Here is a 26,170-nt window from a genome sequence, read left to right as displayed (position 1 = left end):
GCGCCGATCGGTGGTGCGCCGGCCGCCACCTGCGGACCCCCGTAGTGGTTTCGCAGTGCAACTACCACCGCCCGCGGGGGGTGTCAACCGCACTTTTGAAGAAGGTCGCCGCCGGTGTGCGGTCGTAGCCTCCTTGTGTCTCCGACGCGGCGAGGGGGGCGCGCATGGGCGGCCGGGTGCTTGCTGGTGAACCTCGATCCGACGACGGGAACACCACCGGGGGGAGCGTGCCCCGCCCGCGGGCGAGGCGCGCGGTCCACTCCAGACGCGTGCGGGCGGTGCGCCCCCGCGCGGTCCGCGGCACGGCGACCGTCGAGGTCGTCGTCCCCGTCCACAACGAGGAGCGGGCCCTGCCCGGCTGCGTGGCGGTGCTGCACGAGCACCTGACCAAGCGGATGCCGTTCGGCTGGGTCATCACCGTCGTGGACAACGCCAGCACCGACCGCACGGCCGCCGTCGCGAGAGGACTCGCCCGGCGGTGGCGCGGCGTGCGGGTGCTCAGCCTGGACGTCCGGGGCAAGGGCCGCGCGGTGCGCACGGCGTGGGCGCGCAGCCGGGCCGACGTGGTCGTCTACATGGACGTCGACCTGTCCACCGGCCTGGACGCGCTGCTGCCGCTGGTGGCGTCGCTGGTCGCGGGCCACTCGGACATCGCCGTCGGCTCCCGCCTCGCACCGGGCGCGCGCACGGTCCGCGGCCCCAAGCGGGAGCTGATCTCCCGCGTCTACAACGCACTCCTGCGGCTGACCCACCGCACCCGCTTCCGCGACGCCCAGTGCGGCTTCAAGGCCGCGCGCACCGACGTGATCCGGCCGCTGCTGGCGCGGGTCCAGGACGACACCTGGTTCTTCGACACCGAACTGCTGCTGCTGGCCGAGCACAACGGCCTGCGCGTGCTGGAGGTGCCGGTGGACTGGGTCGAGGACGTCGACAGCCGGGTGAACGTCACCGGCACCGCCGCGACGAACCTGCGCGGCCTGGTCCGGCTGGCCAGGGCCAAGGCGACCGGCGCGGCGCGCATCGCGGACCTGCCGTTCCGGCCCGCGCCCCAGCCGATCCACCCCGATGCCGTGCTGTCCGTGAAGGGGATGCCCCGCATGCGCAACCTGCTGTCGTTCTGCCTGGTCGGGTCGGTGGCCACGCTGATGACCCTGGGCCTGTTCACCGCGTTCCGCACGTGGTGGCCGCCGCTGGTCGCCAACCTCGTCGCGGTCACCGTGAGCACGCTGTTCAACACCGAGGCCAACCGCCGGTTCACCTTCGACAGCCGGTCGGGCCCGCTGGTGCGGGTCCACGTGCAGGCGCTCGTGGTGTTCGGCCTGTACTGCGGGTTCACCTCCGGCGCGCTGCTCGTCCTGCACTCCGCGGTCGAGTCCCCGTCCCGCTGGCTGGAGCTGGCGGTGCTGGTCGGCTCCTCCGCCGTCGGCACCCTCGGGCGGTTCGTCCTGCTCAGCTCGTGGGTGTTCCGGGCGCGCCCGGAACCCGTCCCCGTCGCACCGCACCCCGAGGAGATCCCGGCATGACCACGACAGCAGCGGCACCACCCGAGCCCGCGCGGGCGACCCGCGCGCGGTTCCCCTCCGGCACGGCTGCCGTCGCGGTCGCGCTCTCGCTCGCCGTGACCGCGCTCGTCGTGGTCGCGCACGCCTTCGAGAACAGCATCCCGTTCCCGGTCATGGCCAACGACTTCGCCGCGTTCCGGATCGGCGGCGCGGCGGTGCTGGACGGCGCGTCGCCGTTCGAGGTGGCCACGGGCGACGGCTACCAGTTCCTCTACCCCCCGTTCGCCGCGCTGACCCTGGCCCCGCTGGGGCTGGTGAGCGTCGAGGTCGGGTTCGCGCTGTGGACGTTCGCCACGATGGTCGCCCTGATCGCCTCGGTGTGGCTCGCGCTCGGCCTGCTCGCGCCCGCGTCGACGACGCGGCGCGCCCGGTTCGCCGTGCTGGCCGCCGCCGTCGCCATCCCCACCACGCCGGTGCTCTACCTGCTGGGCTTCGGCCAGGTCAACGTCTTCCTGATGCTCCTGTGCCTCCTCGACCTGGCCCGGCGGCCGGGTCGCTTCCAGGGCGTCGCCATCGGCATCGCGGCGGGCATCAAGCTGACCCCGCTGATCTTCGTCGCCTACTTCCTGCTCACCCGCCGCACCCGGGCCGCCGTCGTGACCGCGGTGACGTTCGCGGCGACCGCGGTGGTCGGGTTCCTCGCGCTGCCCGGCGCGTCGGTGAGCTTCTGGACCGAGCACGTGCTGGACACCGACCGGATGGTGCCGCCCGGCGCCGCGCCGTTCATCCAGTCGATGCGCGGCGTCCTGGCCCAGCTGCCCGGCTTCCTGAGCGCGCAGTGGGTGTGGCTGCTCCTCGCGCTCGTCGTCGGCGCGTCCGGCCTGCTGGTCTCGGCGTGGGCGAGCCGCCGGGGCCTGGAGGCGGCGGGCGCCCTGGCGTGCGCGGTCACCGGGCTGCTCATCTCGCCGATCTCGTGGCCGCAGCACTGGGTCTGGGTCGTGCCGGCCCTGGCCGCGTGGCTGTGGTGGGCGCGGGAGCGGCGCGGCGCGGGCCACGCGGCGGGTGTGCTCGCCTCGTGGCTGGTCCTGGTCGCCACCGCGGCCCTGATGTTCCCCACGCCGATCGGCATGGGCGTCGTGATCCCGCCGGTCGCGGGGATCGTGTTCCTCGGCAGCCTCCAGGTGCTCGGCGGCCTCGCCTTCCTCGGCGCCCTCGCCGCGGCCCTGCGGCGGCGCGACCGGGCCCCCGAACCCGTGCCCGGCGTGCTCGCACCGTCCGCGTGACCAGGCGGCGGACCGGCCGGCACGGCGCCGCCGGCCGGTCCGCCGTTCCCCGAGGAGGCACGACGTGTTCGACCCCGAGACCGCCAACATCGCCCGCATCTACGACTACTACCTCGGCGGGACGTTCAACCTGGCCGCCGACCGCGCCCGCGCGGACCGCATCAGGTCCACCCTGCCCAGCATGGACATGCTCGCCCGGTTCAACCGGGGGTTCCTGCGCCGGGCCGTGGCGTTCATGCTGGACCAGGGCGTCACCCAGTTCCTCGACCTGGGCTCCGGCCTGCCCACCGCCGGCAACACCCACGAGGTCGCGCAGGCCCGTTCGCCCGGGGCCAGGGTCGTCTACGTCGACCACGACCCGGTCGCGTGCCACCACGGCGAGCTCCTGCTGGCGGACAACCCGGACGCGGCGATGGTGTGCGCCGACGCCCGCCGCCCCGGCGAGCTGCTCGACGACCCGCGCGTGCGCGCCCTGATCGACCTCGACCGGCCGCTGGGCCTCGTGATGACCGGCGTGATGGTGTTCGTGGGCGACCACGAGGACCCGTCGGGCATGGTGAAGGGCTACCGCGACCGCGTCGCGCCGGGCAGCTTCGCGGCGCTGTCCCACCTCACCGACGAACGGGCCGAGGGCGAGGCGAAGGTGCAGATCCACGCCATGATCGACGCGTACAAGGGCGTCGTCGACCAGCTCTACGTGCGCGACCGGGTCGAGGTCGAGGCGCTGCTGGAGGGGATGGCGCTGGTCCACCCCGGCGTGGTCCCGATGCCCGAGTGGCGCGCCCGCCCCGGTGTCGACGTCCCCACGGGCAGCCCGGCGCACCACCTCGGCTACGGGGCGGTGGGCCTGGTCGGCTGACGCGCCCCGGGGTCAGGCCGAGGCCAGCCGCAGCGCCGCGACCGCCTCGTCCACCGTGGCGTGCAGCGCGAGCGTCCTGTCGACCTGGCTCATGCCCAGCGGGCGCAGCACGCCGCGCGTGTCCGCGACCACGGCGAAGGGGACCTCCAGCCTGCCCGCCCGGTGGTGGGCGTTGACCAGCAGCGCGATGCCGGCCGACCCCATGAAGTCCACCGCGCGCAGGTCCAGCACCACCGCGGTGGGGTGCGACTCGAAGACGGCGTCCAGGTCGGCCGCGACCGGCCCGCACGTCGTCGCGTCCAGGGCGCCGGTCACGCCGACCAGCGGGATGCCGCCACCCAGGTCGGTGGTGGACACGTGACAGGTGGTCCGCTCGTCCACGTCGGGCCTCCTCTCGCTCCGGGACCGGGCTGTACCACCGCCGGGTGACGTCAAACGTCCCCGGCGGCTCCCGCGACCCGCGCACCCCGCCCCACGCGGCTCGGTTAGAACAGGACGCGGCGGGAAGACCTACGGCGGACGCACGTCCCGTCGAGGTCAGGAGGCGCACGGTGACCAGGTCGTGGCACGAGCAGGCAGCAGCGCGGTCGCAGGACGCGGCGGGGCAGGTGGTGGTCGGTTCCTACCCCACCTACGCCGACGCGGAGCGCGCGGTGGACCACCTCTCGGACCAGCGCTTCCCGGTGGAGCGCACCGCGATCGTGGGACGGGGGCTGAGCAGCTTCGAACAGGTCACCGGTCGGCTGACCACCGGGCGGGCGGCGGGGCAGTCGGCCGTGTCCGGTGCGGTGCTCGGCGCCCTGTTCGGCTGGCTGTTCGGCCTGTTCAACTGGGTGGACCCGCTGGTGTCGGGCCTGCTGCTCGCCCTGTACGGGGCGGTCTTCGGCGCGGTCCTGGGCGCGGTGCTCGGGATGATCGGGCACGCGATGACGGGCGGTCGGCGGGACTTCTCCTCGGTGGCGGGGATGCGCGCCGACAGCTACGACGTCCTGGTCGACGCGGCGTACGCGGCGCAGGCCGGGCAACTGCTCGACGGCGCGGGCGCGCCGGGGCGCGGCCGGCTCGCGGGCTGACCCGTTCCGCCGCGATCCGCGCCCCCCGGTGACCGACCTGCGCCGGCCGGTCGCCCGGTGGGCGGGTTTGGGCCGCGCACCGGCGGGTAGGCACCTGTGCGGCGACGATCAGGACAGGGGACGTGGATGGCGGCTGAGGGGTCACCGGCCGACGAGTTGGCGTCGGTGTTCGCCCGGGTCTCGGGCCTGCTGCTGTCGACCGACACGGTGGGGACCGCGCTCGGGTTGATCACCTCGTTGGCCGTGGAGGTGTTCCCGCCCACCGCCGGTTCCGGCATCACGCTGGCGGGGCCGCGGGGTGAACGCGTGACCGCCGCGGCGACCGACGCCGTGGTCGAGCGCGCCGACGCGCTCCAGTACGAGCTGGGCGAGGGGCCGTGCCTGACCGCCTGGGCGGAGCGCACCGTCGTGCGCGTCGACGACACGGCGCGGGACGACCGGTGGCCGCGGTGGTCGCCCGCGGCGGCCGAGGTCGGTCTGCGCTCGACGCTCAGCGCGCCGCTGGTCGCCGGCTCCGAGGCGCTGGGCGCGATGAAGGTCTACGCGTCGGCTCCCGGCGCCTACGGTGACCGGGAGGCCCGGTTGTTGGGGATGTTCGCCGCGCAGGCCGCCGTCCTGCTGGTCAACGCGCGCACCGCCGAGGACGCCGGACGCGTCAGCGACCGGCTCCGGGCGGCCCTGCGGGAACGCGAGGTGATCGCGTTCGGCAAGGGCATCATCATGGCCCGCGACGGCGTGGACGAGGAGGGCGCGTTCCTCGTCCTGGCCGAGTCGGCCCGCCGGGACCGCACGACGGTGCGGCAGGCCGCCGAACGGCTGGTGCGCTCGACCGCCCGGGGAGCGCACTGACCACGATGACCGATCAGCACGCCGAACGACAGCGGCAGAGCACCGTCGCCGCCCTGCGCCACGCCGAGCTGACCGTCGAGGCGCTGTGGCTGCGCTACTTCTCCCTGGGCGGCAACGCGGGCCCCATCGACGTGGACGCCTACCTGCACGGCCTGGGGACGCTGCCGCGGCTCCAGCGGGACGTCCTCGCCCACGTGGTCAACGAGCGCCTGGACGAGCTGGTCCCGCCCGACCGCGCCACCTACAGCAACCTGGTCGACGGCGTCCCGCCCGCGCCCGTCGAGGGCGAACCGGTGCAGGACGAGCTGGTGTCGCTGCTCGAAGGCGCCGAGCTGGCCCCGCCCGACCGGCTGCCCGCGCTGGTCGAGGCCGCCGGGAGGGTGCTGGGCGTGCGGATCACCGCGTACCTGGTCGACTACCCGCAGCGCCGCCTGCACCCGTGGGGCCCCGCCCCGGGCGACCGCACGCCCCTGGGACTGGACACCCCGGCGGGCACCGCCTTCCGGGAGACGCGGATCGTGCCGGCCCCGGACCGCCCCGCGCTGTGGGTGCCGCTGCTGGACGGCGTGGAACGACTGGGCGTCCTCGACGTCGAGGCCGAGGGCCCGGTCGACCTCGACGACCCCCGCCTGCGCTCCCGGTGCCGGTGGCTGGCCATGCTGCTCGGGCACCTGATCACCCTGCTCGACCAGTACGGGGACGCCGCGGACCGGGTCAGGCTGCCGTCGCCGCGCACCGTCGCCGGCGAACTGGTGTGGTCGCTGCTGCCGCCGTCGACCGCCGGGGTGAACGGGTTCGTGGTCAGCGGGGCCGTCGACCCCGCCGACCCGGGCGGCGTCTTCGACTACGCCCTGTCGGAGACCACCGCCACCCTGCTCGTCCTGGACGCGACCGGGCAGGGCGAGCGCGGCGGCCTGGTCGCGGCCACCGCCCTGGCCGCCCACCGCAGCGCCCGCTACGCGGGCCGCGACCTGGCCGGGCAGGCCCGCGCCATGGACGAGGCGATCAGCGGGCACTGCGGGGCGGGCGCGTCCGCCTCGGCGCTCCTCGTCGAGGTCGACCTGGTCACGGGGCGGCTGCGCCACCTCGACGCCGGGGCGGCCCGGTCGGTGGTGGTGCGCGTGGACGGCACGGTCGAACCGCTCGCCTCCGGTGACGCGCCGCCCCTCGGCAAGGGCGCGGGGGAGCCGGCCACCGGCCAGGCGGTGCTGGGGTCGGAGGACTGGCTGGTCCTGCGCCCAGGCGGGTTCGGCGACGCCCGCACCGACCCCGCCGACCACGCGCGGCTGGCAGATTTCCTCCGCCGCGAGACGACCTCGGGCCACTCGCCGGCCGAGACCGTCCGGGAACTCCTCGGCACCGCGCTCGGGCACGACGGCGCCCTCCTGCTCGCCCGCTGGACCGACCGGGGCACGATGCTCCCGTGACCGACCGGGGCACGATGCTCCCGTGAGGCGTGGCCGCACCCCGCGCGGGGTGCGGCCACGCCCCTGCCGGGTTCAGGAGATGCCGTGCTGCTGGAGCCACAGCTCCAGCACGCCGACGTACCACAGCTCGTTCCCGCCGACCTTGGTGGCGTGCCCGTTCGGGTCGCGGAGGAGCGCGTCGACGTAGTCGGGGCGCAGGAGGCCGCGCTGCCGCGCCGCGCTGGAGCGCAGGGCGCTGCCCACCATGTCGAGGACGGGGCCGTCGAGGCGGGTGAGGGCGGGCACGGGGAAGTAGCCCTTCGGCCGGTCGACCACCTCCGGGGGCAGCACCTCCCGCCCGATGTCCTTGAGGACCGCCTTGCCGCCCTGGCCGGACTTCAGCTCCGGCGGGCACGCCGCCACCAGCTCGACGAGGTCCTGGTCGAGGAACGGCACCCTGGCCTCCACGCCCCACGCCATCGCCATGTTGTCCACCCGCTTGACCGGGTCGTCGGGCATCAGCAGGTGGGTGTCGGTCCTCAGCACGGCGTCCAGCGCCGTGTCCGCGCCGGGTGCGCCGAGGTGCCGGGCGAGCAGGTCGCCGCTGACGTCGTGCCCGGCGAGCCACCCCGGTTCGAGGATGCCCGCCAGCTCGTCGTGGTCGTGGTCGTGGAACGCCTCGCGCAGGACGGCGGCGGCCCGGTCGCGCGCCGCGCCGGCCGCGGGTTGGTGGTAGCGGTAGCCGGCGAACACCTCGTCCGCGCCCTGGCCGGACTGCACGACCTTGACGTGCTGCGACACCTCGCGGCAGACGAGGTGGAACGCGGTGACGTCGTGGGTGCCCATCGGCTCGCTCATCGCCGCCACCGCCTGCCCCACGGCGGGGGCCAGCTCCTCGTCGCCGACGCGGAGCTGGTGGTGGTCGGTGCCGAACTTGTGCGCCACCGCGTCGGAGTAGGCGAACTCGTCGCCGTCCACGCCGTCGCGGTCGGTGAAGCCGATGCTGAACGTGCGGGGCCGGTGGCCCTCCTCGGCGAGCAGCGCGACCAGGAGGCTGGAGTCCAGCCCGCCGGACAGCAGCACGCCGACCTCCACGTCGGACACCGTGCGCCGCCGCACCGCCGTGCGCAGCGCCTCGCGCACGGCGTCCCGCCAGTCCTGCGCGGTCCACCCCGAGTGCTCCGGCCGCCGGGTGTAGGACGGCTGCCAGTAGACGTGGTCGCGCGGCTCCCGGCCCGGTTCGAGGACCCGGATCGTGGCGGGCGGCAGTTTGCGCACCCCGCGCAGCACCGTGTGCGGCGCGGGCACGATGGAGTGCCAGGTCAGGTAGTGGTGCAGGCCGACCGGGTCGAGCCGGGTGTCGATCCCGCCGCCCGCCAGCAGCGCGGGCAGGGTGGACGCGAAGCGCGTGCGGCCGGCGACCTCGGCGACGTAGAGCGGTTTGACCCCGAGCCGGTCGCGGACCAGCAGCACGCGGTCGCGGCGCAGGTCGACCAGGGCGAAGGCGAACATGCCGACGAGGTGCTCGACGAACCGGTCGCCCCAGCGGTGGTACGCCTTGAGGACGACCTCGGTGTCGCTGGTGGACGTGAACCGGTACCGGTCGGACAGCCGCGCCCGCAGCTCCTCGTGGTTGTAGACGCACCCGTTGAACGCGATGGCCAGGCCGAGTTCGTCGTCGACCATGGGCTGCGCGCCCCTGTCGGACAGGTCGATGATGGACAGCCTGCGGTGCCCGAGCGCGACCCGCCCGGCCGACCACTGGCCGCCGCCGTCGGGGCCGCGCGAGAGCATGGCCCCCGTCATGCGGGCGACGGCCCCGGCATCCGGTACACCCGCGTGGTCGGTCACGACCTCACCGGCGATTCCGCACATGGTTCCACCTCGGCTCATCCGATCGGCAGGGCTGGTCGAACCCGTGTACCCCGATCACACGCGATCAAGCGCCGTGACCTCGGCACCCGATCGGACCCGCCGCCTTCCCCCGTCCGGGAGTACGCGCCCGGACGGCGTGGTCACCGAGGGTGATCGTGACGGTGGGCTGCGATGACAGGGGGCCGTCCACCCGTGGTGGGAAACACGCGCGCAACGACCTTCGGCGGGTTGACTGCGCCCGTTCGCCGGCCTCCCATGTACCCCATGCACCCGTCGCCCGCCGCGTCACCGTGCGTGCTCGACGCACCGCCGGCCCACGCCGGCACCGGCCCGCACCCCGACCTGGACGCGGCCACCATCCCGCACCTGGTCGGCCTGATGGAGGCGGGTGCCCTGACGGCCACCGAGCTGACCGGCGCCTACCTGGCGCGGATCGCCGCGGTGGACCCCCTGGTGCGGTCGGTGACGGCCGTGGCGGCGGACGCGCTCGACCAGGCGGCCGAGAGCGACCGGCGACGTGCCCGCGGCGAGGCCCGGGGCCCGTTGGACGGCATCCCGGTGCTGCTCAAGGACAACATCGACACCCGATCGGGCGCCACGGCGGGGTCGCGGGCGCTGCTCGTGCCGCCGCGCGACGACGCCGAGCTGGTCCGGCGGCTGCGCGCCGCCGGGGCCGTGGTGCTGGGCAAGACCAACATGTCGGAGTGGGGGAACTTCCGCTCCCCGTGGGCCACGTCCGGGTGGTCGGGGGTCGGCGGCCAGACCGCGAACCCGCACGTGCTCGACCACAACCCGTGTGGCTCGTCGTCCGGCTCGGCCGCGGCGGTGGCCGCGTCGCTGGCGCAGGTCGCCGTGGGCACCGAGACCGACGCGTCGATCGTGAGCCCGGCGGGGCACTGCGGCGTCGTGGGGTTCAAGCCCACGCTCGGCCGGGTCAGCGGTGACGGGATCGTGCCCATCTCCACGCGCCAGGACACCGCCGGCCCCATGGCCCGGCACGTCGTGGACGCCGCCATCCTGATGTCCGTCCTGGCCGGTGGCGGCGTGGACCACGCCACCGCCCTCGCGCCGGGCGCGTTGAGCGGCGCGCGGGTGGGCGTGTGGCGCCGGGCCGGGTTCAGCGCCGAGGTCGACCGGGTCGTGGAGTCGGCGGTGGCGGTGCTGCGGGAGCACGGCGCCGAGGTGGTCGAGGTCGAGCTGCGCCACCTGGCCCGGATCAGGGAGGCGGAGCTGCCCGCGCTGATCACCGAGTTCAAGCACGACCTGGAGGCCTACCTCGCCACCCGGCCGGGCGCGCCGCGGACCGTGCGGGAGCTGATCGCGTTCAACGAGGCCGACCCGGGCGAGCCGGCCGCGTTCGGCCAGGAGCTGTTCTTCGAGGCGGAGAAGGCGCCGCCCACCAGCGACCCGACCTACCGCGCGCAGCGGCGCACCGCGACCGCGCTGGCGCGCAGGTCGATCGACGAGGTGCTCGCGGCGCACCGCCTGGACGTGGTGGTGGCCCCGACCAACGGCCCGGCGTGGCGGACCGACCGCGCCGGCGACCCGGCCGGGGTGGACACGGCCAGGCCGGCGGCGGTCGCGGGCTACCCGAACGCGACGGTCCCGGCCGGGTTCGCCGGCCCCCTGCCGATCGGCGTGTCCTTCATGGCCGGTCAGGGGGCCGACGCGGACGTCCTGCGGTTCGCGGCGGCGTTCGAGCGGGCCGCGCCGGTGCGCCGCCCGCCCGCCTACCTGCCGACGCTGCCGTAGTCGCCGCGGGCGGGTCCGGTCACCCCGCCGGTCAGCGCTCGCGGACCACCACGCGGAAGCTGCCCAGCTCCGGGTCGGCCGGGTCGGGGAGCTGCATGCCGGCGGCCAGGCCGCTGCGCACGTACTCCACGACCTCCCGGGTGATCACCTCGCCGGGCAGCACGGCGGGCGCGCCCGGCGGGTAGGGGGTGACCATCTCGGCGCTGATCCGGCCGACGGCCCGGTCGGCGTCGACCTGCTCGACCTCGGCGAAGAACGCGTCGCGGGGCAGCATCGCGGTCTCCAGCTGCAGCTCGTCGGGCGTGGGCAGGTCGACCGGCTTCGGCGCGGGCATGTCCCGCGCGGCCTCGACCAGGGCGCCCAGGGCGTCGAGCAGGACACCGGCGGTGCGGTGGTCGTCGGCGTGGGTGAACTGGGCGACGACCCGGCGGTGGTCGGACAGGCCGACGGTGACGCGCCGGTGCTCGCGCAGCCAGTCGGCGGCCTGGTAGCCGCTGATGCCCAGCCCCTCCAGGTCGACGACCATCTTGAGGGGGTCGAGGGCGTGGGCCAGGCCGGGGCCGGTGAACTCGGCCTCGCCCATCACGCGCAGACCGGGCAGCTCGTCGATCGCGGCGCGGGTGGAGCGGGCCAGGGCCAGCACGGCGGTGAGCAGCTCCTCGCCGTGCTGCACCATCTGCCGCCGCCACCCGTCCAGCGTGGCGTACACCAGGGAGCTGGGGCTGGTGGTGCCCAGCAGGTCCTCCCGCGACTTGAGCACGTACGGGTCGACCAGGTCGCCCCGCAGGTGGAACACCGAGCTCTGCTCCACGGCCGCGCCGGACTTGTGGACGCTGGTGACCACCACGTCCGCGCCCGCGTCCATGCCCCACTGGGGCAGGTCCGGGTGGAAGGGCAGGTGCGCGCCCCACGCCTCGTCCACGATCAGGGGCTTGCCGAACTCGTGGCAGACCTCCGCGACGGCGGCGATGTCGGCGCACGTGCCGTAGTCGTTCGGGCTGACCAGCAGCATCCCCTTGACCTCGGGTTCGGCCTCGAACAGCGCCCGCACCCGGTCCGGGCCCGGCGGGTGCGACAGGTGTCGCTCGGCGTCCCAGTGCGGCGAGAGCCACACCGGCGACACCCCGCTGAGGATCAGCGCGGAGATCACCGACTTGTGGGCGTGGCGGGGCACGATCAGCTTCTCGTGCGGCCCGGCGACCGACAGCATGGCGCTCTTGATCGACAGCGAGCTGCCGCAGGTGGAGAAGAACGCGTGCTCGGCGTCCACGGCCTCGGCCATCAGCTGCTGGGCCTGCTCGATCACGCCCCCGCGGTTCAGCCGGTCGTCCAGGCCGTTGACCGAGATCACGTCCGAGGTGAACACGGCCTCGCCCACGACCTCCAGGACCCGGGGGTCGACCGCGCGGCCCTGGCGGTGTCCCGGCGGGTTGAACGGGGTGAACCCGCGCTCGTGGAACGCCTGCAACGCCTCCAGCACCGGTGCTCTGCTCTGGTCCATGCGAACGGAGTAACCAGTGTGGTGCCGTTTGAACACCGGGCTCGTCCGATCCGGGCCCGCGGCCCGCCCGATCACGCTCCGACGTGCGTCGTCGGGTGAGTTTGTCCGCATCCGGAAGTGGTATTCCAGCGCCCCCGGTGATCGGGACGAGGTCACCGGGGGGCGTTTCGGGTCGGTCGAACAGCGGGCCGACCACCTCGCGCGTGCTCACCGATCGATGAGGACATGATGATCAACGACGATCGCCGCGGTGACCCCGGCTCCGAACCCCCCACGCTGGGCGTCGAGGAGGAGTTCCTGGTCGTCGACCCGGTCAGCGGACGCCCGCTGCCGGTCGCCGACGAGGTCATCGGCCTGGCGAACGGCTTCGGCGGCGACCTGCAACCGGAGCTGACCCTGACGCAGGTGGAGAGCAACACCCCGGTGTGCCGCGGCATGAGGGAGGTGCGCGGGCACCTGCTCGGCGCGCGGTCCACGGCCGCCGCGGCGGCCCTGCGGGTCGGGGGGCAGCTGCTCGCCGTCGGCGTGTCGCCGGCCGGGCCCGCCGCGCAGCCGTTCAGCGACGGGGACCGCTACCAGCGGATCGGGCGGGACTACGGGATGCTGGCCGCCGAGCACGGGGTGTGCGGCTGCCACGTGCACGTGGCCGTGCCCGACCGGGAGACCGCCGTGCAGGTGTGCAACCACCTGCGCCCGTGGCTGCCGGTGCTGCTGGCGCTGACCGCGAACTCGCCGATCCACCAGGGCGTGGACACCGGGTACGCGAGCTGGCGCTCGGTGATGACCGGCCGGTGGGCCTGCTCGGGCGCCCCGCCCTACTTCACCTCGCTCGCGCACTACGAGTCGGTGATCGACATGATGGTCGACACCGGGGCCGTGCTGGACCGGGGGATGGTCTACTGGGACGTGCGGCCGTCGGACCACCTGCCCACCGTCGAGGTCCGGGTCTCGGACGTACCGGCCACGGTGGACGAGTCGGTGCTGCTCGCCGTCCTCGTGCGCGCCCTGGTGACCACCGCGGTCCGCGCCGTCCAGGCCGGGGACAAGGGGCTGCCGGTCTGCGGCGAGGCTTTGCGCGCGGCCTACTGGCGCGCCGCGCGCGACGGCGTCACGGGCAGCGGCGTCGACCTGTTCACCGGCCGCTGCGTCCCGGCCGTCCAGCTGCTCCGGCAGTTGGTGCGGCACGTCCGGCCGGCGCTGCGGGAGACCGGTGAGCTGCGCACGGTCAACGCCCTGCTGACCAAGGTCCTCCGGGACGGCAACGGGGCCGTGCGGCAGCGGCTGGCGTTCGGGCGGCGCGGGCGGCTGGAGGACGTGGTGGACGTCCTGACCCGCACCACGGCCCAGGACTGCCTGCCCGGGACCGCCGCCTAGGACCAGGGCGGTCGGCCGCCTCCTGGGTGGTCGTCCGCCGTGCGTGGACGCCGCGTCGCCTGCACCCGGCGGCGCGGCGTCCGTGCGCGGCGGGTCGTGCGCGGCGGGTCGTGCGCGGCGGGTCGTGCGCGGCGGGTCGGGCGCGGCGGCCGGGCGCGGCGGCCGGGTGCGAGGCAGCCCCCGGCCACGCTGGGGGGAGGCAGCGGCCGGGGGCGGGTGTGGGGGTCGGTGCGGCGGTCGCCTCTCGGCGAGTGGCACGACGCGGCTCCAGCCGAACGGTGTTCCGCGAAGGCTTGGGTGAGGCCCGGGGACACGGACCGCACCGACCACTGGGCACAACGGTCCGCCGCGTGCCGGTGTTCCCGCGACCGCTCCCGCCGGGAGGTGTCCTGCCTCACCCCGAGCCCCGCTGCGCCGCCCGTGCCCGGTGCCGGCTCGCCGCGACCCGCCGGCCGAGGACGCCGTGCCTCGGGCCGAACAGGTACGCCAGCAGGAACACCGCCCCCTGCACCAGCACCACCATGGCGCCCGACGCGGTGTCGAGGTGGTAGCTCAGGTACAGCCCCACCACCGCCGCGCCGACCGACACCGCCGGCGCGATCACCAGCATCCGCCCGAACCGGTCGGTGAGCAGGTGGGCGGTCGAGCCGGGGATGATCAGCATCGCCACCACCAGCACCACGCCGACGACCTGGAGCGCCACCACGCAGGTCAGCGCCAGCAGGCCGAGCAGGGCCGCGCCGAGCAGGCGCGGGTCGAGCCCGATGGCGTGGGCGTGCACCGGGTCGAAGGCGTAGAGGGTGAAGTCGCGGCGCTTGAGCAGCAGCGCGGTGAGCGCGACCGCGCCCAGCACGGCGATCTGGGCCAGGTCGGCGCGGCCGACGCCGAGCAGGTTGCCGAACACGATGTGGTTGAGGTCGGTCTGGCTCGGCGTCACCGAGATCAGCACCAGCCCGAGCGCGAACAGCGTGGTGAACACGATGCCGATGGCCGCGTCCTCCTTGACCCTGCTGGTGTCCCGGAGCACGCCGATGAGCGCGACCGCGAGGAACCCGAACACCACCGCGCCCAGTGCGAACGGCGCGCCCAGGACGTAGGCCAGCACGACGCCCGGCAGCACGGCGTGCGACACCGCGTCGCCCATCAGCGACCAGCCGATGAGCACCAGCCAGCACGACAGCACCGCGCACACGGCGGCGGCGATCACCGTGGCCGCCAGCGCCCGCAGCATGAAGCCGTAGGCCAGGGGTTCCACGAGCAGGTCGTAGGCGGTCGTCACGCCGGCTCCTCCTCGCGGGCGGTCACGTCGAGGCCGAACGCCCGCACCAGGTTGTCCGGCCGCAGCACCTCGTCCGGCCGGCCGTGCACCAGGACCCGGCGCATCAGCAGCACCGCCTCGTCGACCAGGCCGGGCAGCGCGTGCAGGTCGTGGGTGGACACCAGCACCGCCGCGCCGTCCGCGGCGAGTTCCCGCAGCAGCCGCGTGATCGTCGCCTCCGACCGCTTGTCCACGCCCGCGAACGGCTCGTCGAGCAGCAGCACGCAGGCCCCCTGCGCGATGCCGCGCGCGACGAACGCCCGCTTCCGCTGCCCGCCCGACAGCCGGCCGACCTGCCGGTCCGCCAGGTCGGTCAGGCCGACCCGGTCCAGCGCCCGGTCGACGGCGTCGTGGTCGGCCCGGCGCGGGCGACGGGTGAACCCCAGCCCGCCGTGCCGCCCGGTCATGACCACGTCCCGCACCGACACCGGGAACGCCCAGTCCACCGCCTCGTTCTGCGGCACGTACGCGAGCCGGCCGGAGCGCCGCGCCGGACCCGGTGGGCCGCCCCGCACGCGCACCGCGCCGCGCTCGGGCCGCACCAGGCCGGTGATCGCCTTGAACAGCGTGGACTTGCCCGACCCGTTGACGCCCACCAGCCCGCACACCCGGCCGGGCGCCAGGGACATCGTGACGCCGTCGAGCGCGAGCACGTCGCCGTAGCGGACCGTCACGCCGTCGACGTCGACCGCGTTCACGCGCGCTCCCCGGTCAGCGCGTCCGCGATGGTCCGCGCGTCGTGGCGGACCAGGTCCAGGTAGGTCGGCACGGGACCGTCCGGCGTGGACAGCGAGTCGACGTAGAGCACGCCGCCGAACGCGGCCCCGGTGGCGGCGACGACCTGCCGCATCGGCGCGTCGGACACCGTGGACTCGCAGAACACGGCGGGCACGGCGTTGGCGCGCACGAAGTCGATCACCCCCGCGACCTGCTGCGGGGTCGCCTGCTGCTCGGCGTTGACCGCCCACAGGTAGCGCTCGGTCAGGCCGGCGTCGCGCGCCAGGTAGGAGAACGCGCCCTCGCAGGTGACCAGCGCCCGTTCGCCCTCGGGCAGCACCGCGAGCGCCGTCACCAGCTCGTCGTGCACCCGTTGCAGCTCGCCCCGGTAGCGCTCGCCCGCGGCGCGGAAGTCGGCGGCGTGCCCCGGGTCCAGTCCGCTGAACGCCGTGACCAGGTTGTCCACGTAGGTCCGCACGTTCAGCGGCGACATCCAGGCGTGCGGGTTCGGCTTGCCCGCGTAGGCGTCCTCGGCGATCGGCACGGGCGCCACGCCGTCGCTGACCACCACGTGCGGCGCGTCGACCTCGGCGACGAACCGCGCGAACCACGCCTCCAGGTTCAGCCCGTTGTCCACGACCAGGTCGGCCGCGGCGGCCCGCTTGACGTCGTCGGGCGTCGGCTCGTAGCCGTGCACCTCCGCGCCGGGCTTGGTGATCGACTCGACCCGCAGGTGGTCGCCCGCGACGTTGGCGGCGATGTCGGCCAGCACGGTGAAGGTGGTCAGCACCACCGGTCGGTCGTCCGACGCCGTGGTGCCCGTTCCGGCGCACGCGGCGGTGAGCAGTGCGGAGGTGATGGCGCCGACGGCGCTGAGCAGCTTCGACATGCCCCGGACCGTAGGGCGGGTGCGTCCGGCGGTCCGGGGCGTGCACCGAAAAGCGCAGCGCGGGTGGCCCGTTCAGCCCACCGCGACGCCCGTCCCGCCGACGCTGCGCAGCGGTCCGTCCGCCGAACGGACCTGCTCCCGCCCCGATCGTCGGCGGGGCGGGGCGCGCTCAGAACCAGTGCAGGCAGTGCGGGGGGCGCTCGGCGCGGTGCCGCCGAGGTAGACCGAGCCCAGGTCGCTCACGTCCAGGGACAGGTCGGGCTCCCGGTCCGTCGGGGTGCACGCGGCCTCGCCGCCCCGGACGGTGAGCAGGTAGCGGTCGCGCCCGCCGAGGAACGGGTCGTCGACGTCGAGGACGAGTTCCCCGTCGGTGGACCAGCCGCGCGAGGTCAGCGCGCGCGGCACGTCCAGCAGCCGCACCCACAGCCAGTCGGTGTCGTCGCTCACCTGGGCGGCGCGGAAGTCCGCGAGCCGCCGGCGCAGCGGGTCGTCGGCCGGGACGTGCTTGAACACGACCCGGGTGACCAGGTCGTGCCCGAGCGCGAACCGGGCCAGGGCGGTGGAGGCGGCGTCGTCCACGGCGACGGTCTCGTCGACCACCAGCGTGCCGGGCTCGCCGAGCGAGTAGGAGGCGTACCCGTCCGGCACGCCGCGCGCGTCGCGGTGGACGGCGACGTGGCGCGGCGTCGTGGAGACCGGCGGCTGCCCCGCGCCCAGCGCCCACCAGCGGTGCGGCCGGGACAGCGCGCCGGGCTGCGCGCGGCGGTACCGGTCGTAGACCTCCTCCAGCAGGTCGCCGCACCCGGCGCGCCGCAGCACCTCGACCGCGCCGGTGTCCGGGGCGTCGGCCGCGCCGCGCGCCCGGGGGACGGCGAGGGCGGCCTGGTGGCGCGGCACGGTGAGCCGCCGCGTGCCGGTCGCCGGCCCGTAGCCGAACCTGCGGTAGATCACGGCCTCGGTGGCCAGCAGCACGGAGAGGGCCGTGCCCCGCGCCCGCAGGTCGGTGAGCTGGTGCCGCATCAGCGCGGTGAGCACGCCCCGACGCCGGTGCATGGGCAGGACGCCGACGGCGGACACCCCGGCGGTCGGGACGACGACCCGGCCGGGCAGGGTCAGTTCGAAGGGGTACGAGGTGGCGGTGCCGACGGGCCACCGTCCACACCGGGACGCGCGCGTGCCCCCGCCCGCTCCGCAGGGGGAGCCGACGGGGGCACGCGGCACCGGGACTACCCCAGCGGTTCGACCCAGATGTTGCGGAACCGGACGTTCTCGCCCGGGTCGCCGTGGTCCTGGAGCCGGAACGGGCCCGCGGTCGGGCCCTCGGGCGCGCCGTTGCCGGTCGGCCCGTCGATGGCGAAGTCCTGGTGGACGGTGACGCCGTTCCACACCACGGTGACGCGGGCGTTCTCGGTCTTCACGCCGGAGGCGTTGAAGCGGGCCGCCCGGAACGTGACGTCGTAGGTCTGCCACGTCTGCGGCGCGGTGGCCGCGTTGGGCGACGCGGCCCTCTTCAGGTAGATGCTCCCCGCGTCGTCGGCGGCCAGCGGGTTCTTGCCGAAGCTGTCCAGGATCTGCAGCTCGTAGCGGTCCTGGAGGTACACGCCGCTGTTGGCGCGCTGCTGGCCGGTGACGTTCGACGGCAGGTTCGGCAGCCAGAACTCCAGGTGCAGCTTGAAGTCGCCGAACGCCTGCCTGCTGCGGATGTCGCCGCCGAGCGCCTCCATCGACCCGTTGGCGACCGGCCACGACGGCGCGCTGCCGTCGGCGTTGCGCCAGTTCTCCGTGCCGCCGCCGCCGTAGAGCTGGACGCGCTGGGCCGGCGTCACGGTCAGGTGGTCGAGGTTGACGTGCCCGACGTCCCCGCTGTCGAACCGGTAGGCGATGGTGTTCGCGCCCGCCCGGAGCGTCAGCGGCTCGCTGTGCGTGGCCCAGGTGTCCCAGGTGCCCGTGTCGGCCAGGGCGACCTGCCTGACCTTGGCGCCGTTGACGTAGACGCTGAGGGTCTTCGTCCCGGAGGACGGGTTCGGCCCGTTGCTGTAGCGCAGGCCCACGGTGTGCGAGCCCGCCGCCGCCGCGTTCACGGCGAACCTGGTGGTCGCGCCCTGCGTGCCGTAGCCGTCGACGAAGCCCGAACCGGAGTAGCCGGTGTGGTCGGTGTTGACGCCCGCGCCGCCGGACAGGGCCGCGCTCTCCGCCTCCAGCAGCTGGGTGGGCGACGGCGCGGTGCCGACGAGGTTGTTGAGCGTGTACCAGGCTTCGGTGTTCCACAGCGGCACGCCGGTGCTCGACGCGAACGGGCGCGGCGAGCGCAGGTGCACGACCCGGCCGGCCTTGAGCCCGTTGAGCTTCAGCGTCACCTTGCGGCCGTCGGCGGACAGCGTGGCCGAGGCGACCGAGAGGTTCTCCTGGTCGACCTTGGGACCGCCGTACGACGGCGCCGCCGCGTACCGCCACTGCTTGGCCGTGTAGCGCCCGGCGAGCCCCGCCGCGGTCTCCGCCGACAGCGGCTGGGTGTACTCGACCTCGAACCCGCCCGCGACGGCCCGCATCGCGAGGACGTCGAACGTCCGGCCGCCGTTGGGCGCGAGCTTCTGGAGGCCGTAGAGCAGCTTGCCGTCCTGGCCCCAGTTGCCGCCGTCACCGATGCCGCCGACGTAGATCGCGCCGTCCGGGCCGAGGGTGATCCGGTTGACGCCCGCTTCGAGGCCCTGCGTCATCCGGAACACCGCGCCCTGGTACTCGCCGTTGACCTTCTCCAGGAACGCGCGCTGGAGGCCGCCGTAGGTGACGTCGCCGAACACCATCTGCCCGGCGTAGGTGCCCTGGGTGAGCTGGACCGGGGTGCTGGGGGAGTTCGCGATCTCGTTCTGCGGCAGCCACAGCACGGGCGGGGTGACCGGGTTCGAGTCGAACGGCCCGGCGGGGGTGGTGTAGTGGTTGAAGAACCGGCCCTGCTTGACGTGCACCATCTTCGACGCGGGCAGGTAGCCGCCCTGGTTGTCGTTGACGAACATGCCGCCCTCGGGGCCCCAGCCGATGCCGTTGGGCGTGCGCAGGCCACCCGCGATGTAGCTGACCTGCCCGGTGGTGCGGTCGACCCGCACCGTCGTGCCGCGGTTGGCGGCGGGCTGCGGGTTGGTGGTCGCGCCGCCCTCGTTGATCGCGACCGAGAGGCTGAGGTAGAACGCGTTGTCCTTGTGGAGCAGGCCGAACGCGAACTCGTGGAAGTTGCCGCCGTACGGCCACGTCGCGACCGCGCGGGACTGGTCGACCACGTCGTCGCCGTTGGTGTCGGTCAGCTCGGTGAGCTGGTGCTTCTGCGACACGTAGATCCTGCCGTCGAGCACCTTCACGCCCATCGGCTCGCGCAGGTTCGCCGCGATCCGCTTGGTGGTGACCCGGTCGGGCGCGGTGGCGCCGGTGACGTTGCCGAGCACCCACAGCTCGCCGGTGTCGGTGCTCTTGCCGTCCCACGTGGCGATGACCAGGCGGCCGTCCGGGAACCAGTCCATCGCGCTGACCCGCGGCTGGAAACCGTTGGGGCGCAGGTTGGTCAGGGTGTAGTCGGGGTGCACGGCGTTGAGCGGCAGGCCGTCGCCGGGGGAGTCGGTGCCCGCCGCGCAGTCCTTGCGGCCGGGCGCGGTGACCCGCACGACGCCGGCGTCCGTGCTGAGCGCCGAGTTCGGCACGACCGAGAAGCCGGTGGCGCCCGGCGGCCTCCACTGGAGGGTCAGCTGCTGGCCGCCGTCGCGCTCGAAGTGGTCGATGCGCAGGGAGTGGTACCCGGCGGACAGGGTGACCGCGCCGTCCTTGGGGTCCGCGCCGTGCAGGCCGTCGTGGTCCACGACGACCTGCCCGTCGACGGACAGCCGCGACCCGTCGTCGCTGAGCAGCCGGAACGCGTAGCTGCCCGCCTGGGTGACGTTGATGTTGCCGCTGACCTCGGCCACGAAGCGGTCGGCGAACCCGAACACGTCGGTGGTCGACCAGTCGATCGTCGGCATGAGCTTGTCGACGTTGGGCGTCTGGGCGGGTTTCAGGGTGCAGAGCCGGTCCAGGGCGACCTGCACGTCGAAGACCCGCAGCGTGACGCCGGGTTCCTGGGGCGGCACGGCGTCGGTCTTCGGGTCCGCGGTCGCGGGCAGGCCGGAGCCGCTCATCAGCAGGGCCGCGGCCAGCAGGCCGAGGGCGGGTACGCGCGTCCGTCGCGCTGTCCATCTCATATCCATGCTCCTGGGAGGGCAAGGACGACCACGCGTGTCCGACGTCGTCGTCGCACGGTTGCAGGGCCCGCACGGGTGGCGCGGGATGAGGCAGGGAGGACTGGTCACCGGATGGCGAAGCGTGGTGAACGCTAGGACCCTTGCGTCGGCAAGTCCAGAACTTTCGTCGATCCTGACCGACCTTTTGTCTGCATCATGCGTAAGTTGGCCTGCCGCAGCCCGGTTTTGCGACGGACGGAGTCTCGACCGGACTGGTTCACCGTGCTATTCACGAAGATCGCCGCCCTGGCGATCACCGGGTTCCCGCCGCTGGGCGACGAGCCGATCGCCGACATCGGGGGCACCGTCGCCCGGCACGAGGCCGAGCTGCGCGACCTCGGGTGGCGGGTCGAGGTGGTCCCCGGTCGGGACCACCTCGGCGCCACGGCGGTCGACGTCGTGCCACCGCGCCTGTCCCGTTTCCCGGACGACCACCTGCTCCGCGACCGGACCGCGCACGGGTAGCCGACCGCCCACGGGGAGCCGACCGCCCACAGGTGGCCGACCGCTCACAGGTAGCCGAACACCGGCGGGAAGAGCAGGGCCACCACCCAGGCCCACACCGCGAACACCGGGAGGTACGCGGTCTGCCAGCGCTCCAGCGCCGCGAACGGCGCGCGCCGGCGGACCAGGCCCAGCACCAGCCACGCCGACCAGGCGAGGTTGGCCAGCAGCAGGACGTTCTCGCCCAGCGCCGCCGCCTTGTTGGGCGTCGTGCCGTACTCGGTGATGCGCCCGGTGATCTCCAGCAGCACCAGCACGTCGATGGCCAGCGCGCTCACCACGAGGGCGAGCTGGAGCGCGTCGAACAGGCCGGGCGGCGCCAGCGGGTCGCGCGCCGAGACCGAGTAGAGCAGCAGCCCCAGCACCACGACCAGCAGGAGGTCGAACAGGATCAACGCCTCCCGCTCCACGTCGATGCCGCCGCCGCCCACGCCGAAGGTGACCAGGAAGGCCAGCAGCGCCACCGTGAACAGCGGGGTGAACAACCGCGTGAGCACCGGGGCGATGTTCTCCACGACGCTCTGCTTGGCCTCGACCAGCCACGCGGCCACGACCACCGCGGCCGCCGCGCCGCAGGGGACCAGCCAGCGCGCCACGAAGTTCTCGGGGGACACCCCGATGGCCTCGAAGGTGCCGAACGTGAGGGCGACCAGCACCCCGCCGCCGAGGGCGATGAGCACGTAGTAGACGAACAGCTCGCCGGTGAAGCGGACGAAGTCCATGCGCCGGCGCGGCGAGCGCAGGTCGTCGGCCACGTAGGCCACGCCGACCGCGAACCACAGGGCGATGGGCAGGTGCGCGCTCGTCAGGACCAGCGACTGCGAGTCCTCGGCGAGCGGGTACGCGTTGGCCGCCACCGCGCCGAGCGCGAACAGCGCCAGCAGGACGCCGACGACCGCCTTGCCGGCCCGGCGCCGCCACACCAGGAACGCCGCCAACCACGGCAGCACGAGCAGGCCCGCGTTGGGCGCGTAGAACGCGGCGTCCGCCTCGGGGTCCACGCCGAACAGCTCCGGCACCTTGACGGAGACCGCCGCGCCCGCCGCGCAGGCGATCATCGCGAGCAGGTCGCGCCGCGACCGCCCGCCCGCCGCCGGGCCGTCGTCCCCGCCGGTCAGCACGAGCTGCTTCCACAGCCGCTCCGAGTGCTCCCGGGCGAACTCGCGGGACAGGTCGTCCAGGCTGCCCATGCGCTTGACCGCGACCAGGAACGCCTCGTCGGCGCGCAGGCCGACGGCGACCAGCTCGTCGACGGAACCCCTGAGGTGGTCCTCCAGCTCGTCCGCGTCGGCCGGCCCCAGCTCCCGGCGGCGGCGCACGTACCGGCGCCACTGGGCGAACTGGGCCTCCAACCCCGCCCCCGGTTGCCCTTCCCCGGGCGGCCCTTCTTCCCGCAGCTCCTCTTCCCGCTCCTCGGTCACGCGAGACCTCCTGTCGGGAACGCGATCGACGGCCGGGCGTCGCCGGGGCCGCGCCAGACCTCTTTGAGCGCCTCCACGACGGTGTCCCACTGGCGGCGCTGCTCGGCCAGCTCGGCCAGGCCGCTGTCGGTGACGCGGTAGTACTTGCGCCGCCGCTCACCGGCGACCGCGCGCCAGTCGGACTCCACGTGCCCGAGCCGTTCGAGCCGGTGCAGCAGCGGGTAGAGCAGGCCCTCGGTCCAGTCCAGCTCGCCGCCGGACAGCTCGTTGATCCGCTTGAGGATCGCGTAGCCGTAGCTGTCCGCCTCGGCCAGGATGCCCAGCACCATCGGCGTGGCCGAAGCGGCCACGAGGTCCTTGGCGACTTTCACGCGTCCTCCGCACACTTGTTACCTGGATGTGCGATGCATAGTAGAGCTAGGTATGAAGTGGAGCAAACACGGGTGCGTCCGCCCGGACATTCACCCTGAGTAGTTGTATCTACGCGAAATGCCACCCCGGTGTTATGGTCAGCGCGTCTGGGAGCGCTCCCAGACCTCGTGAGACGAGGAGGGGCTCAGTGAAGCGCTCCACCGCAGCCGCAGTCGCGGCCATCGGTCTGGTGCTCGGCGCGGGGGCCACGGTGCTGCCGCAGGCCGCCGCCGCCGCCCAGGGGTGCCGGGTGGACTACACCGTCACCAGCCAGTGGCAGGGCGGGTTCCAGGCCGCCGTGAAGGTCACCAACCTGGGCGACCCGGTCACCGGCTGGACGTTCGGGATCGCCTTCCCGAGCACCGCGCAGCGGGTGACCCAGGGCTGGAACGCCACCTGGTCGCAGTCCGGCGCCACGGCCACCGCCACCCCGGCGGAGTGGAACCGCACGCTCGCCACCGGCGCGTCCACCGACCTCGGGTTCGTCGGCTCGTGGTCGGGCAGCAACCCGACGCCCACCTCGTTCACGCTCAACGGCGTGGCGTGCACGGGCTCCACCGGGCCGACGACGACCACCACGACCACCACGACGACCACCACCACGAACCCGCCCGTCTCGCGCACGCCGGTCGAGGCGAACGGGCAGCTGCGGGTCTGCGGCGTGAACCTGTGCAACCAGCACAACCGCCCGATCCAGCTGCGCGGCATGAGCACGCACGGCATCCAGTGGTTCGACAAGTGCTACAACAACGCCTCGCTGGACGCCCTGGCCACCGACTGGCAGGCCGACCTGTTCCGCATCGCGATGTACGTGCAGGAGCAGGGCTACGAGACCAACCCGACCGGGTTCACCAACCGGGTCAACAGCCTGGTCGACATGGCCGAGGCGCGCGGCATGTACGCGCTGATCGACTTCCACACCCTCACGCCGGGCGACCCGAACTACAACCTGGAGCGCGCCAAGACGTTCTTCGCCGCGGTCGCCTCCCGCAACGCCGCCAAGCGCAACGTGATCTACGAGATCGCGAACGAGCCCAACGGCGTGAGCTGGCAGGGCATCAAGAGCTACGCGGAGCAGGTCATCCCGGTCATCCGCGCGGCCGACCCGGACGCCGTCGTCGTCGTGGGCACGCGCGCCTGGTCGTCGCTGGGCGTCTCCGAGGGCTCCAGCGAGACCGAGGTGATCAACAACCCGGTCAACGCGACCAACATCATGTACGCGTTCCACTTCTACGCCGCGTCCCACAAGGACAACTACCGCGCGGCGGTCAGCCGGGCGGCCTCCCGCCTGCCGCTGTTCGTCACGGAGTTCGGCACGGTCAGCGCCACCGGCGGCGGCGCGTTCGACCGGGCGAGCACCACGGCCTGGCTCGACCTGCTCGACCAGCTCAAGATCAGCTACGCGAACTGGACGTACTCCGACGCGAACGAGAGCAGCGGCGCCCTCCGGCCGGGCACCTGCAACGGCGGCACCTACACCGGCAGCGGTGTGCTGACCGAGTCCGGCGCGCTGATCAAGAGCCGGATCGCCACGCCGGACAACTTCCCGACCAGCTAGTCCGCGTTTCGGTTGACGCCTGGCTGGACGGAGCCACCGCGGACGATCCCAGTGGGGTGCTCCGCACGTGGACGACCGAGCACGGGGGCGAACGGGAGCAGCGGTACCTGCCGGGCACGGGCTGGCGGGACAGCTACGTCCGCGAGGACTGGCGGCGCGGGCGCTACGACGGCACGTTCGAGCCGATCGACCGTGCCGCGGCCAGGCAGGTCATCGAGCGCTGGGAAGCCGGCCGCGGAGCCTCGCCGTAGTCCGGCACGTCCGGGTGGTCGCGCCGCGCGGCGCGGCCACCCGGACGGGGCGACCCCGGGCGCGCGACCCGGCGCCGCCCCGGGCCGCGCCCGCCGGGAGCGTCACCGCGCCGAGCGGACCTCCACCGCGATCTTCTCGGCCGCCGCCTCCCCGAGCTTCGCCGCCTCGCCCGGCGTGTCGGCCACGACCATCACCGACCCGGCCCGGTCCCACGAGCTGCGCAGCTCGCGCACGACCCCGCCGGGCCCCGGTGCCGAGACGTGCAGCACGCCCGGCAGGGCCTCGACCTCCTCGACGCCCGACACCGAGACGACCTCGCCCGGCTCGACCTGGAGGAACCGCACCGCCGCCGCGCGCCCGGCCGCCGTCGGCAGGTCCGGCGGCTCCTCGCCGCGCATGATCGAGTAGTAGTGGCCGGGCAGGTCCATCCCGTACGCCTGCTCGATCAGCACGGTGATGCCGTCGCCGGGGAACCGGCCCGCGCACTCCACCAGGTGCGGCACGCCGTCCTGGACGATCCACTCGCAGTGCACCACGCCGGTGCCGAAGCCGACCGCGCGCAGCACCGCCCCGGTGCGCTCGGCGAGCAGCCCGGCCGCGTCGGCGGGCAGGTCCGCGGGCACGACGTGGCCCAGCTCGACCGGCCGGGGACCGGGGAACAGGGTCTTCTCGGTGATGTTGGTGAACAGCGGCACGCCGTCGCGGACCAGCATCTCCACGCTGTACTCCGCGCCGCTGACGAAGGTCTCCACCAGCATCCGCAGCGGGATGGCGCGGTCCGGCACGAGCATCCCCTCGTCCTGCCCGCTCACGCACTCCTGCCACGCCACGTCCACCTCGGCCGGGTCGCGCAGCACCTTCGTGCCCAGGGACGCCTGCCGGTTCGCCGGCTTGAGCACCACCGGCCCGGGGTGGGCGGCCATGAACGCCCGCACGTCGTCGGGGGAGTCGACCGCCGCCGCGACGGGGTTGGCGACGCCCGCCGCGCGGGTGACCCGGCGCAGCAGCTCCTTGTCCCGCAGCACCTGCGCCGCGCCGGCGGTCGCGCCGGGCAGCCCGTAGCGCTCGGCGAGCCGGGCGGCGAACGGCGTCGCGTACTCCACCAGCGGCACGACGTAGGCCGGGTCGAGGTCGGGGTGGGTGTTGTAGAACTCGTCCGCCGCGCCCGGGAGCTGGTACTCCCACGGCACCAGCTCCCGCAGCGACGCGGCACCCGCCATCGCGGCCGCGACGCCGCGCTTGCGGATGACGTCCGGCTCGTCCACGAGGACCATCGACGCGTCCTCGAACTCGGTGCGGGTCGGCAGCGGCGCCAGGAAGCCGACGATGATCACGGGTCGTGCGGGCATGATGTCCTCTCGGGC

22 protein-coding genes are annotated in these 26,170 nt (G+C 74.2%); 11 read left to right on the top strand and 11 right to left on the bottom strand.

Features of this window, described 5'->3' with window-relative positions; translation table 11 throughout:
* Nucleotides 1-269 precede the first annotated feature (269 nt).
* The 3 genes from ACRAKJ_RS24280 (at nucleotide 270) to ACRAKJ_RS24270 (ending at nucleotide 3,644) form a co-directional block, all read left to right on the top strand.
* The gene (locus ACRAKJ_RS24280; RefSeq protein ID WP_438924229.1) at nucleotides 270-1,523 is read left to right on the top strand and encodes a glycosyltransferase; all 1,254 of its coding nucleotides are present in this window, start codon (nucleotides 270-272) and stop codon (nucleotides 1,521-1,523) included.
* On the top strand, nucleotides 1,520-2,785 hold the full coding sequence (locus ACRAKJ_RS24275) for a glycosyltransferase 87 family protein (protein ID WP_438924230.1): 1,266 nt from the start codon (nucleotides 1,520-1,522) through the stop codon (nucleotides 2,783-2,785). The genes ACRAKJ_RS24280 and ACRAKJ_RS24275 overlap by 4 nt, the downstream gene beginning before the upstream one ends.
* Before the next feature lie 64 nt (nucleotides 2,786-2,849).
* The gene (locus tag ACRAKJ_RS24270; protein ID WP_438924231.1) at nucleotides 2,850-3,644 is read left to right on the top strand and encodes an SAM-dependent methyltransferase; all 795 of its coding nucleotides are present in this window, start codon (nucleotides 2,850-2,852) and stop codon (nucleotides 3,642-3,644) included.
* Nucleotides 3,645-3,656: 12 nt separating this feature from the next.
* Here ACRAKJ_RS24270 and ACRAKJ_RS24265 read toward each other — a convergent pair whose 3' ends face one another.
* Complete coding sequence (locus tag ACRAKJ_RS24265) at nucleotides 3,657-4,025, bottom strand: anti-sigma factor antagonist (protein WP_438924232.1); 369 nt, start codon at nucleotides 4,023-4,025, stop codon at nucleotides 3,657-3,659.
* A 170-nt stretch (nucleotides 4,026-4,195) separates the two neighbouring features.
* Between ACRAKJ_RS24265 and ACRAKJ_RS24260 the strand changes: the two genes are divergently transcribed.
* The 3 genes from ACRAKJ_RS24260 (at nucleotide 4,196) to ACRAKJ_RS24250 (ending at nucleotide 6,993) form a co-directional block, all read left to right on the top strand.
* Nucleotides 4,196-4,717, top strand: coding sequence for a general stress protein (locus tag ACRAKJ_RS24260; protein WP_438924233.1), 522 nt, complete (start codon nucleotides 4,196-4,198; stop codon nucleotides 4,715-4,717).
* Nucleotides 4,718-4,843: 126 nt separating this feature from the next.
* Nucleotides 4,844-5,566, top strand: coding sequence for a GAF domain-containing protein (locus ACRAKJ_RS24255; protein WP_438924234.1), 723 nt, complete (start codon nucleotides 4,844-4,846; stop codon nucleotides 5,564-5,566).
* 5 nt (nucleotides 5,567-5,571) lie between these two features.
* A complete protein-coding gene (locus ACRAKJ_RS24250) occupies nucleotides 5,572-6,993 on the top strand; it encodes a SpoIIE family protein phosphatase (RefSeq protein ID WP_438924235.1) in 1,422 nt (473 codons plus the stop codon).
* A gap of 72 nt (nucleotides 6,994-7,065) precedes the next feature.
* On the opposite strand, the gene ACRAKJ_RS24245 is transcribed toward ACRAKJ_RS24250, so the two are convergent.
* Nucleotides 7,066-8,847, bottom strand: a complete 1,782-nt coding sequence (locus tag ACRAKJ_RS24245) for an N-acetylglutaminylglutamine amidotransferase (RefSeq protein WP_447008672.1) — start codon at nucleotides 8,845-8,847, stop codon at nucleotides 7,066-7,068.
* Between the two features lie 264 nt (nucleotides 8,848-9,111).
* On the opposite strand from ACRAKJ_RS24245, the gene ACRAKJ_RS24240 reads away from it, so the two are divergent.
* Nucleotides 9,112-10,599: an amidase family protein gene (locus ACRAKJ_RS24240; protein WP_438925898.1), complete on the top strand. Its 1,488-nt coding sequence runs from the start codon at nucleotides 9,112-9,114 to the stop codon at nucleotides 10,597-10,599.
* 31 nt (nucleotides 10,600-10,630) lie between these two features.
* On the opposite strand, the gene ACRAKJ_RS24235 is transcribed toward ACRAKJ_RS24240, so the two are convergent.
* Nucleotides 10,631-12,100 (bottom strand): Orn/Lys/Arg family decarboxylase, encoded by a 1,470-nt coding sequence (locus tag ACRAKJ_RS24235; protein ID WP_438925897.1) that lies wholly within the window; start codon nucleotides 12,098-12,100, stop codon nucleotides 10,631-10,633.
* Nucleotides 12,101-12,328: 228 nt separating this feature from the next.
* Between ACRAKJ_RS24235 and ACRAKJ_RS24230 the strand changes: the two genes are divergently transcribed.
* Nucleotides 12,329-13,474 (top strand): glutamate--cysteine ligase, encoded by a 1,146-nt coding sequence (locus tag ACRAKJ_RS24230; RefSeq protein ID WP_438925896.1) that lies wholly within the window; start codon nucleotides 12,329-12,331, stop codon nucleotides 13,472-13,474.
* 394 nt (nucleotides 13,475-13,868) lie between these two features.
* On the opposite strand, the gene ACRAKJ_RS24225 is transcribed toward ACRAKJ_RS24230, so the two are convergent.
* The 5 genes from ACRAKJ_RS24225 to ACRAKJ_RS24205 form a co-directional block, all read right to left on the bottom strand.
* A complete protein-coding gene (locus tag ACRAKJ_RS24225) occupies nucleotides 13,869-14,705 on the bottom strand; it encodes a metal ABC transporter permease (RefSeq protein WP_438925900.1) in 837 nt (278 codons plus the stop codon).
* 44 nt (nucleotides 14,706-14,749) lie between these two features.
* Nucleotides 14,750-15,490 carry an ATP-binding cassette domain-containing protein gene (locus ACRAKJ_RS24220; RefSeq protein WP_438925895.1) on the bottom strand — a complete coding sequence of 247 codons (741 nt, stop codon included), beginning with the start codon at nucleotides 15,488-15,490 and terminating at the stop codon, nucleotides 14,750-14,752.
* Nucleotides 15,487-16,398, bottom strand: coding sequence for a metal ABC transporter solute-binding protein, Zn/Mn family (locus tag ACRAKJ_RS24215; RefSeq protein WP_438925894.1), 912 nt, complete (start codon nucleotides 16,396-16,398; stop codon nucleotides 15,487-15,489). Before ACRAKJ_RS24215 ends, ACRAKJ_RS24220 begins: the two co-directional genes overlap by 4 nt.
* A gap of 72 nt (nucleotides 16,399-16,470) precedes the next feature.
* Nucleotides 16,471-17,619, bottom strand: a complete 1,149-nt coding sequence (locus ACRAKJ_RS24210) for a GNAT family N-acetyltransferase (RefSeq protein ID WP_438925893.1) — start codon at nucleotides 17,617-17,619, stop codon at nucleotides 16,471-16,473.
* 5 nt (nucleotides 17,620-17,624) lie between these two features.
* Complete coding sequence (locus ACRAKJ_RS24205) at nucleotides 17,625-20,621, bottom strand: family 16 glycoside hydrolase (protein ID WP_438925892.1); 2,997 nt, start codon at nucleotides 20,619-20,621, stop codon at nucleotides 17,625-17,627.
* 261 nt (nucleotides 20,622-20,882) lie between these two features.
* Between ACRAKJ_RS24205 and ACRAKJ_RS24200 the strand changes: the two genes are divergently transcribed.
* Nucleotides 20,883-21,125 carry a hypothetical protein gene (locus tag ACRAKJ_RS24200; RefSeq protein ID WP_438925891.1) on the top strand — a complete coding sequence of 81 codons (243 nt, stop codon included), beginning with the start codon at nucleotides 20,883-20,885 and terminating at the stop codon, nucleotides 21,123-21,125.
* A gap of 44 nt (nucleotides 21,126-21,169) precedes the next feature.
* Here ACRAKJ_RS24200 and ACRAKJ_RS24195 read toward each other — a convergent pair whose 3' ends face one another.
* Nucleotides 21,170-22,585: a permease prefix domain 1-containing protein gene (locus tag ACRAKJ_RS24195; protein ID WP_438925890.1), complete on the bottom strand. Its 1,416-nt coding sequence runs from the start codon at nucleotides 22,583-22,585 to the stop codon at nucleotides 21,170-21,172.
* The gene (locus ACRAKJ_RS24190) at nucleotides 22,582-22,956 is read right to left on the bottom strand and encodes a helix-turn-helix transcriptional regulator (RefSeq protein ID WP_438925889.1); all 375 of its coding nucleotides are present in this window, start codon (nucleotides 22,954-22,956) and stop codon (nucleotides 22,582-22,584) included. The genes ACRAKJ_RS24195 and ACRAKJ_RS24190 overlap by 4 nt, the downstream gene beginning before the upstream one ends.
* Before the next feature lie 188 nt (nucleotides 22,957-23,144).
* On the opposite strand from ACRAKJ_RS24190, the gene ACRAKJ_RS24185 reads away from it, so the two are divergent.
* Both ACRAKJ_RS24185 and ACRAKJ_RS24180 read left to right on the top strand, forming a co-directional pair.
* The gene (locus ACRAKJ_RS24185; protein ID WP_438925888.1) at nucleotides 23,145-24,554 is read left to right on the top strand and encodes a cellulase family glycosylhydrolase; all 1,410 of its coding nucleotides are present in this window, start codon (nucleotides 23,145-23,147) and stop codon (nucleotides 24,552-24,554) included.
* A gap of 56 nt (nucleotides 24,555-24,610) precedes the next feature.
* Entirely contained in the window at nucleotides 24,611-24,805 is a 195-nt protein-coding gene (locus ACRAKJ_RS24180; protein WP_438925887.1) for a hypothetical protein, read from the top strand.
* A gap of 102 nt (nucleotides 24,806-24,907) precedes the next feature.
* On the opposite strand, the gene ACRAKJ_RS24175 is transcribed toward ACRAKJ_RS24180, so the two are convergent.
* Nucleotides 24,908-26,155 (bottom strand): ATP-grasp domain-containing protein, encoded by a 1,248-nt coding sequence (locus tag ACRAKJ_RS24175; protein WP_438925409.1) that lies wholly within the window; start codon nucleotides 26,153-26,155, stop codon nucleotides 24,908-24,910.
* Nucleotides 26,156-26,170 lie beyond the last annotated feature (15 nt).

This window comes from Saccharothrix sp. DSM 118769, from assembly GCF_052936295.1.
The sequence above is the reverse complement of the archived record's forward strand: the minus strand, read 5'-3'. Positions and strand labels throughout refer to the sequence as shown.

Excerpts from the sequence above, each read along its gene's own strand:
- ACRAKJ_RS24275 (WP_438924230.1), top strand. The coding sequence starts at position 1,520 with ATGACCACGACAGCAGCGGCACCACCCGAGCCCGCGCGGGCGACCCGC.
- ACRAKJ_RS24205 (WP_438925892.1), bottom strand. The coding sequence starts at position 20,621 with ATGAGATGGACAGCGCGACGGACGCGCGTACCCGCCCTCGGCCTGCTG.
- ACRAKJ_RS24245 (WP_447008672.1), bottom strand. The coding sequence starts at position 8,847 with ATGTGCGGAATCGCCGGTGAGGTCGTGACCGACCACGCGGGTGTACCG.
- ACRAKJ_RS24250 (WP_438924235.1), top strand. The coding sequence starts at position 5,572 with ATGACCGATCAGCACGCCGAACGACAGCGGCAGAGCACCGTCGCCGCC.
- ACRAKJ_RS24240 (WP_438925898.1), top strand. The coding sequence starts at position 9,112 with ATGCACCCGTCGCCCGCCGCGTCACCGTGCGTGCTCGACGCACCGCCG.
- ACRAKJ_RS24230 (WP_438925896.1), top strand. The coding sequence starts at position 12,329 with ATGATCAACGACGATCGCCGCGGTGACCCCGGCTCCGAACCCCCCACG.
- ACRAKJ_RS24255 (WP_438924234.1), top strand. The coding sequence starts at position 4,844 with ATGGCGGCTGAGGGGTCACCGGCCGACGAGTTGGCGTCGGTGTTCGCC.
- ACRAKJ_RS24175 (WP_438925409.1), bottom strand. The coding sequence starts at position 26,155 with ATGCCCGCACGACCCGTGATCATCGTCGGCTTCCTGGCGCCGCTGCCG.
- ACRAKJ_RS24215 (WP_438925894.1), bottom strand. The coding sequence starts at position 16,398 with ATGTCGAAGCTGCTCAGCGCCGTCGGCGCCATCACCTCCGCACTGCTC.
- ACRAKJ_RS24225 (WP_438925900.1), bottom strand. The coding sequence starts at position 14,705 with ATGCTGCGGGCGCTGGCGGCCACGGTGATCGCCGCCGCCGTGTGCGCG.
- ACRAKJ_RS24235 (WP_438925897.1), bottom strand. The coding sequence starts at position 12,100 with ATGGACCAGAGCAGAGCACCGGTGCTGGAGGCGTTGCAGGCGTTCCAC.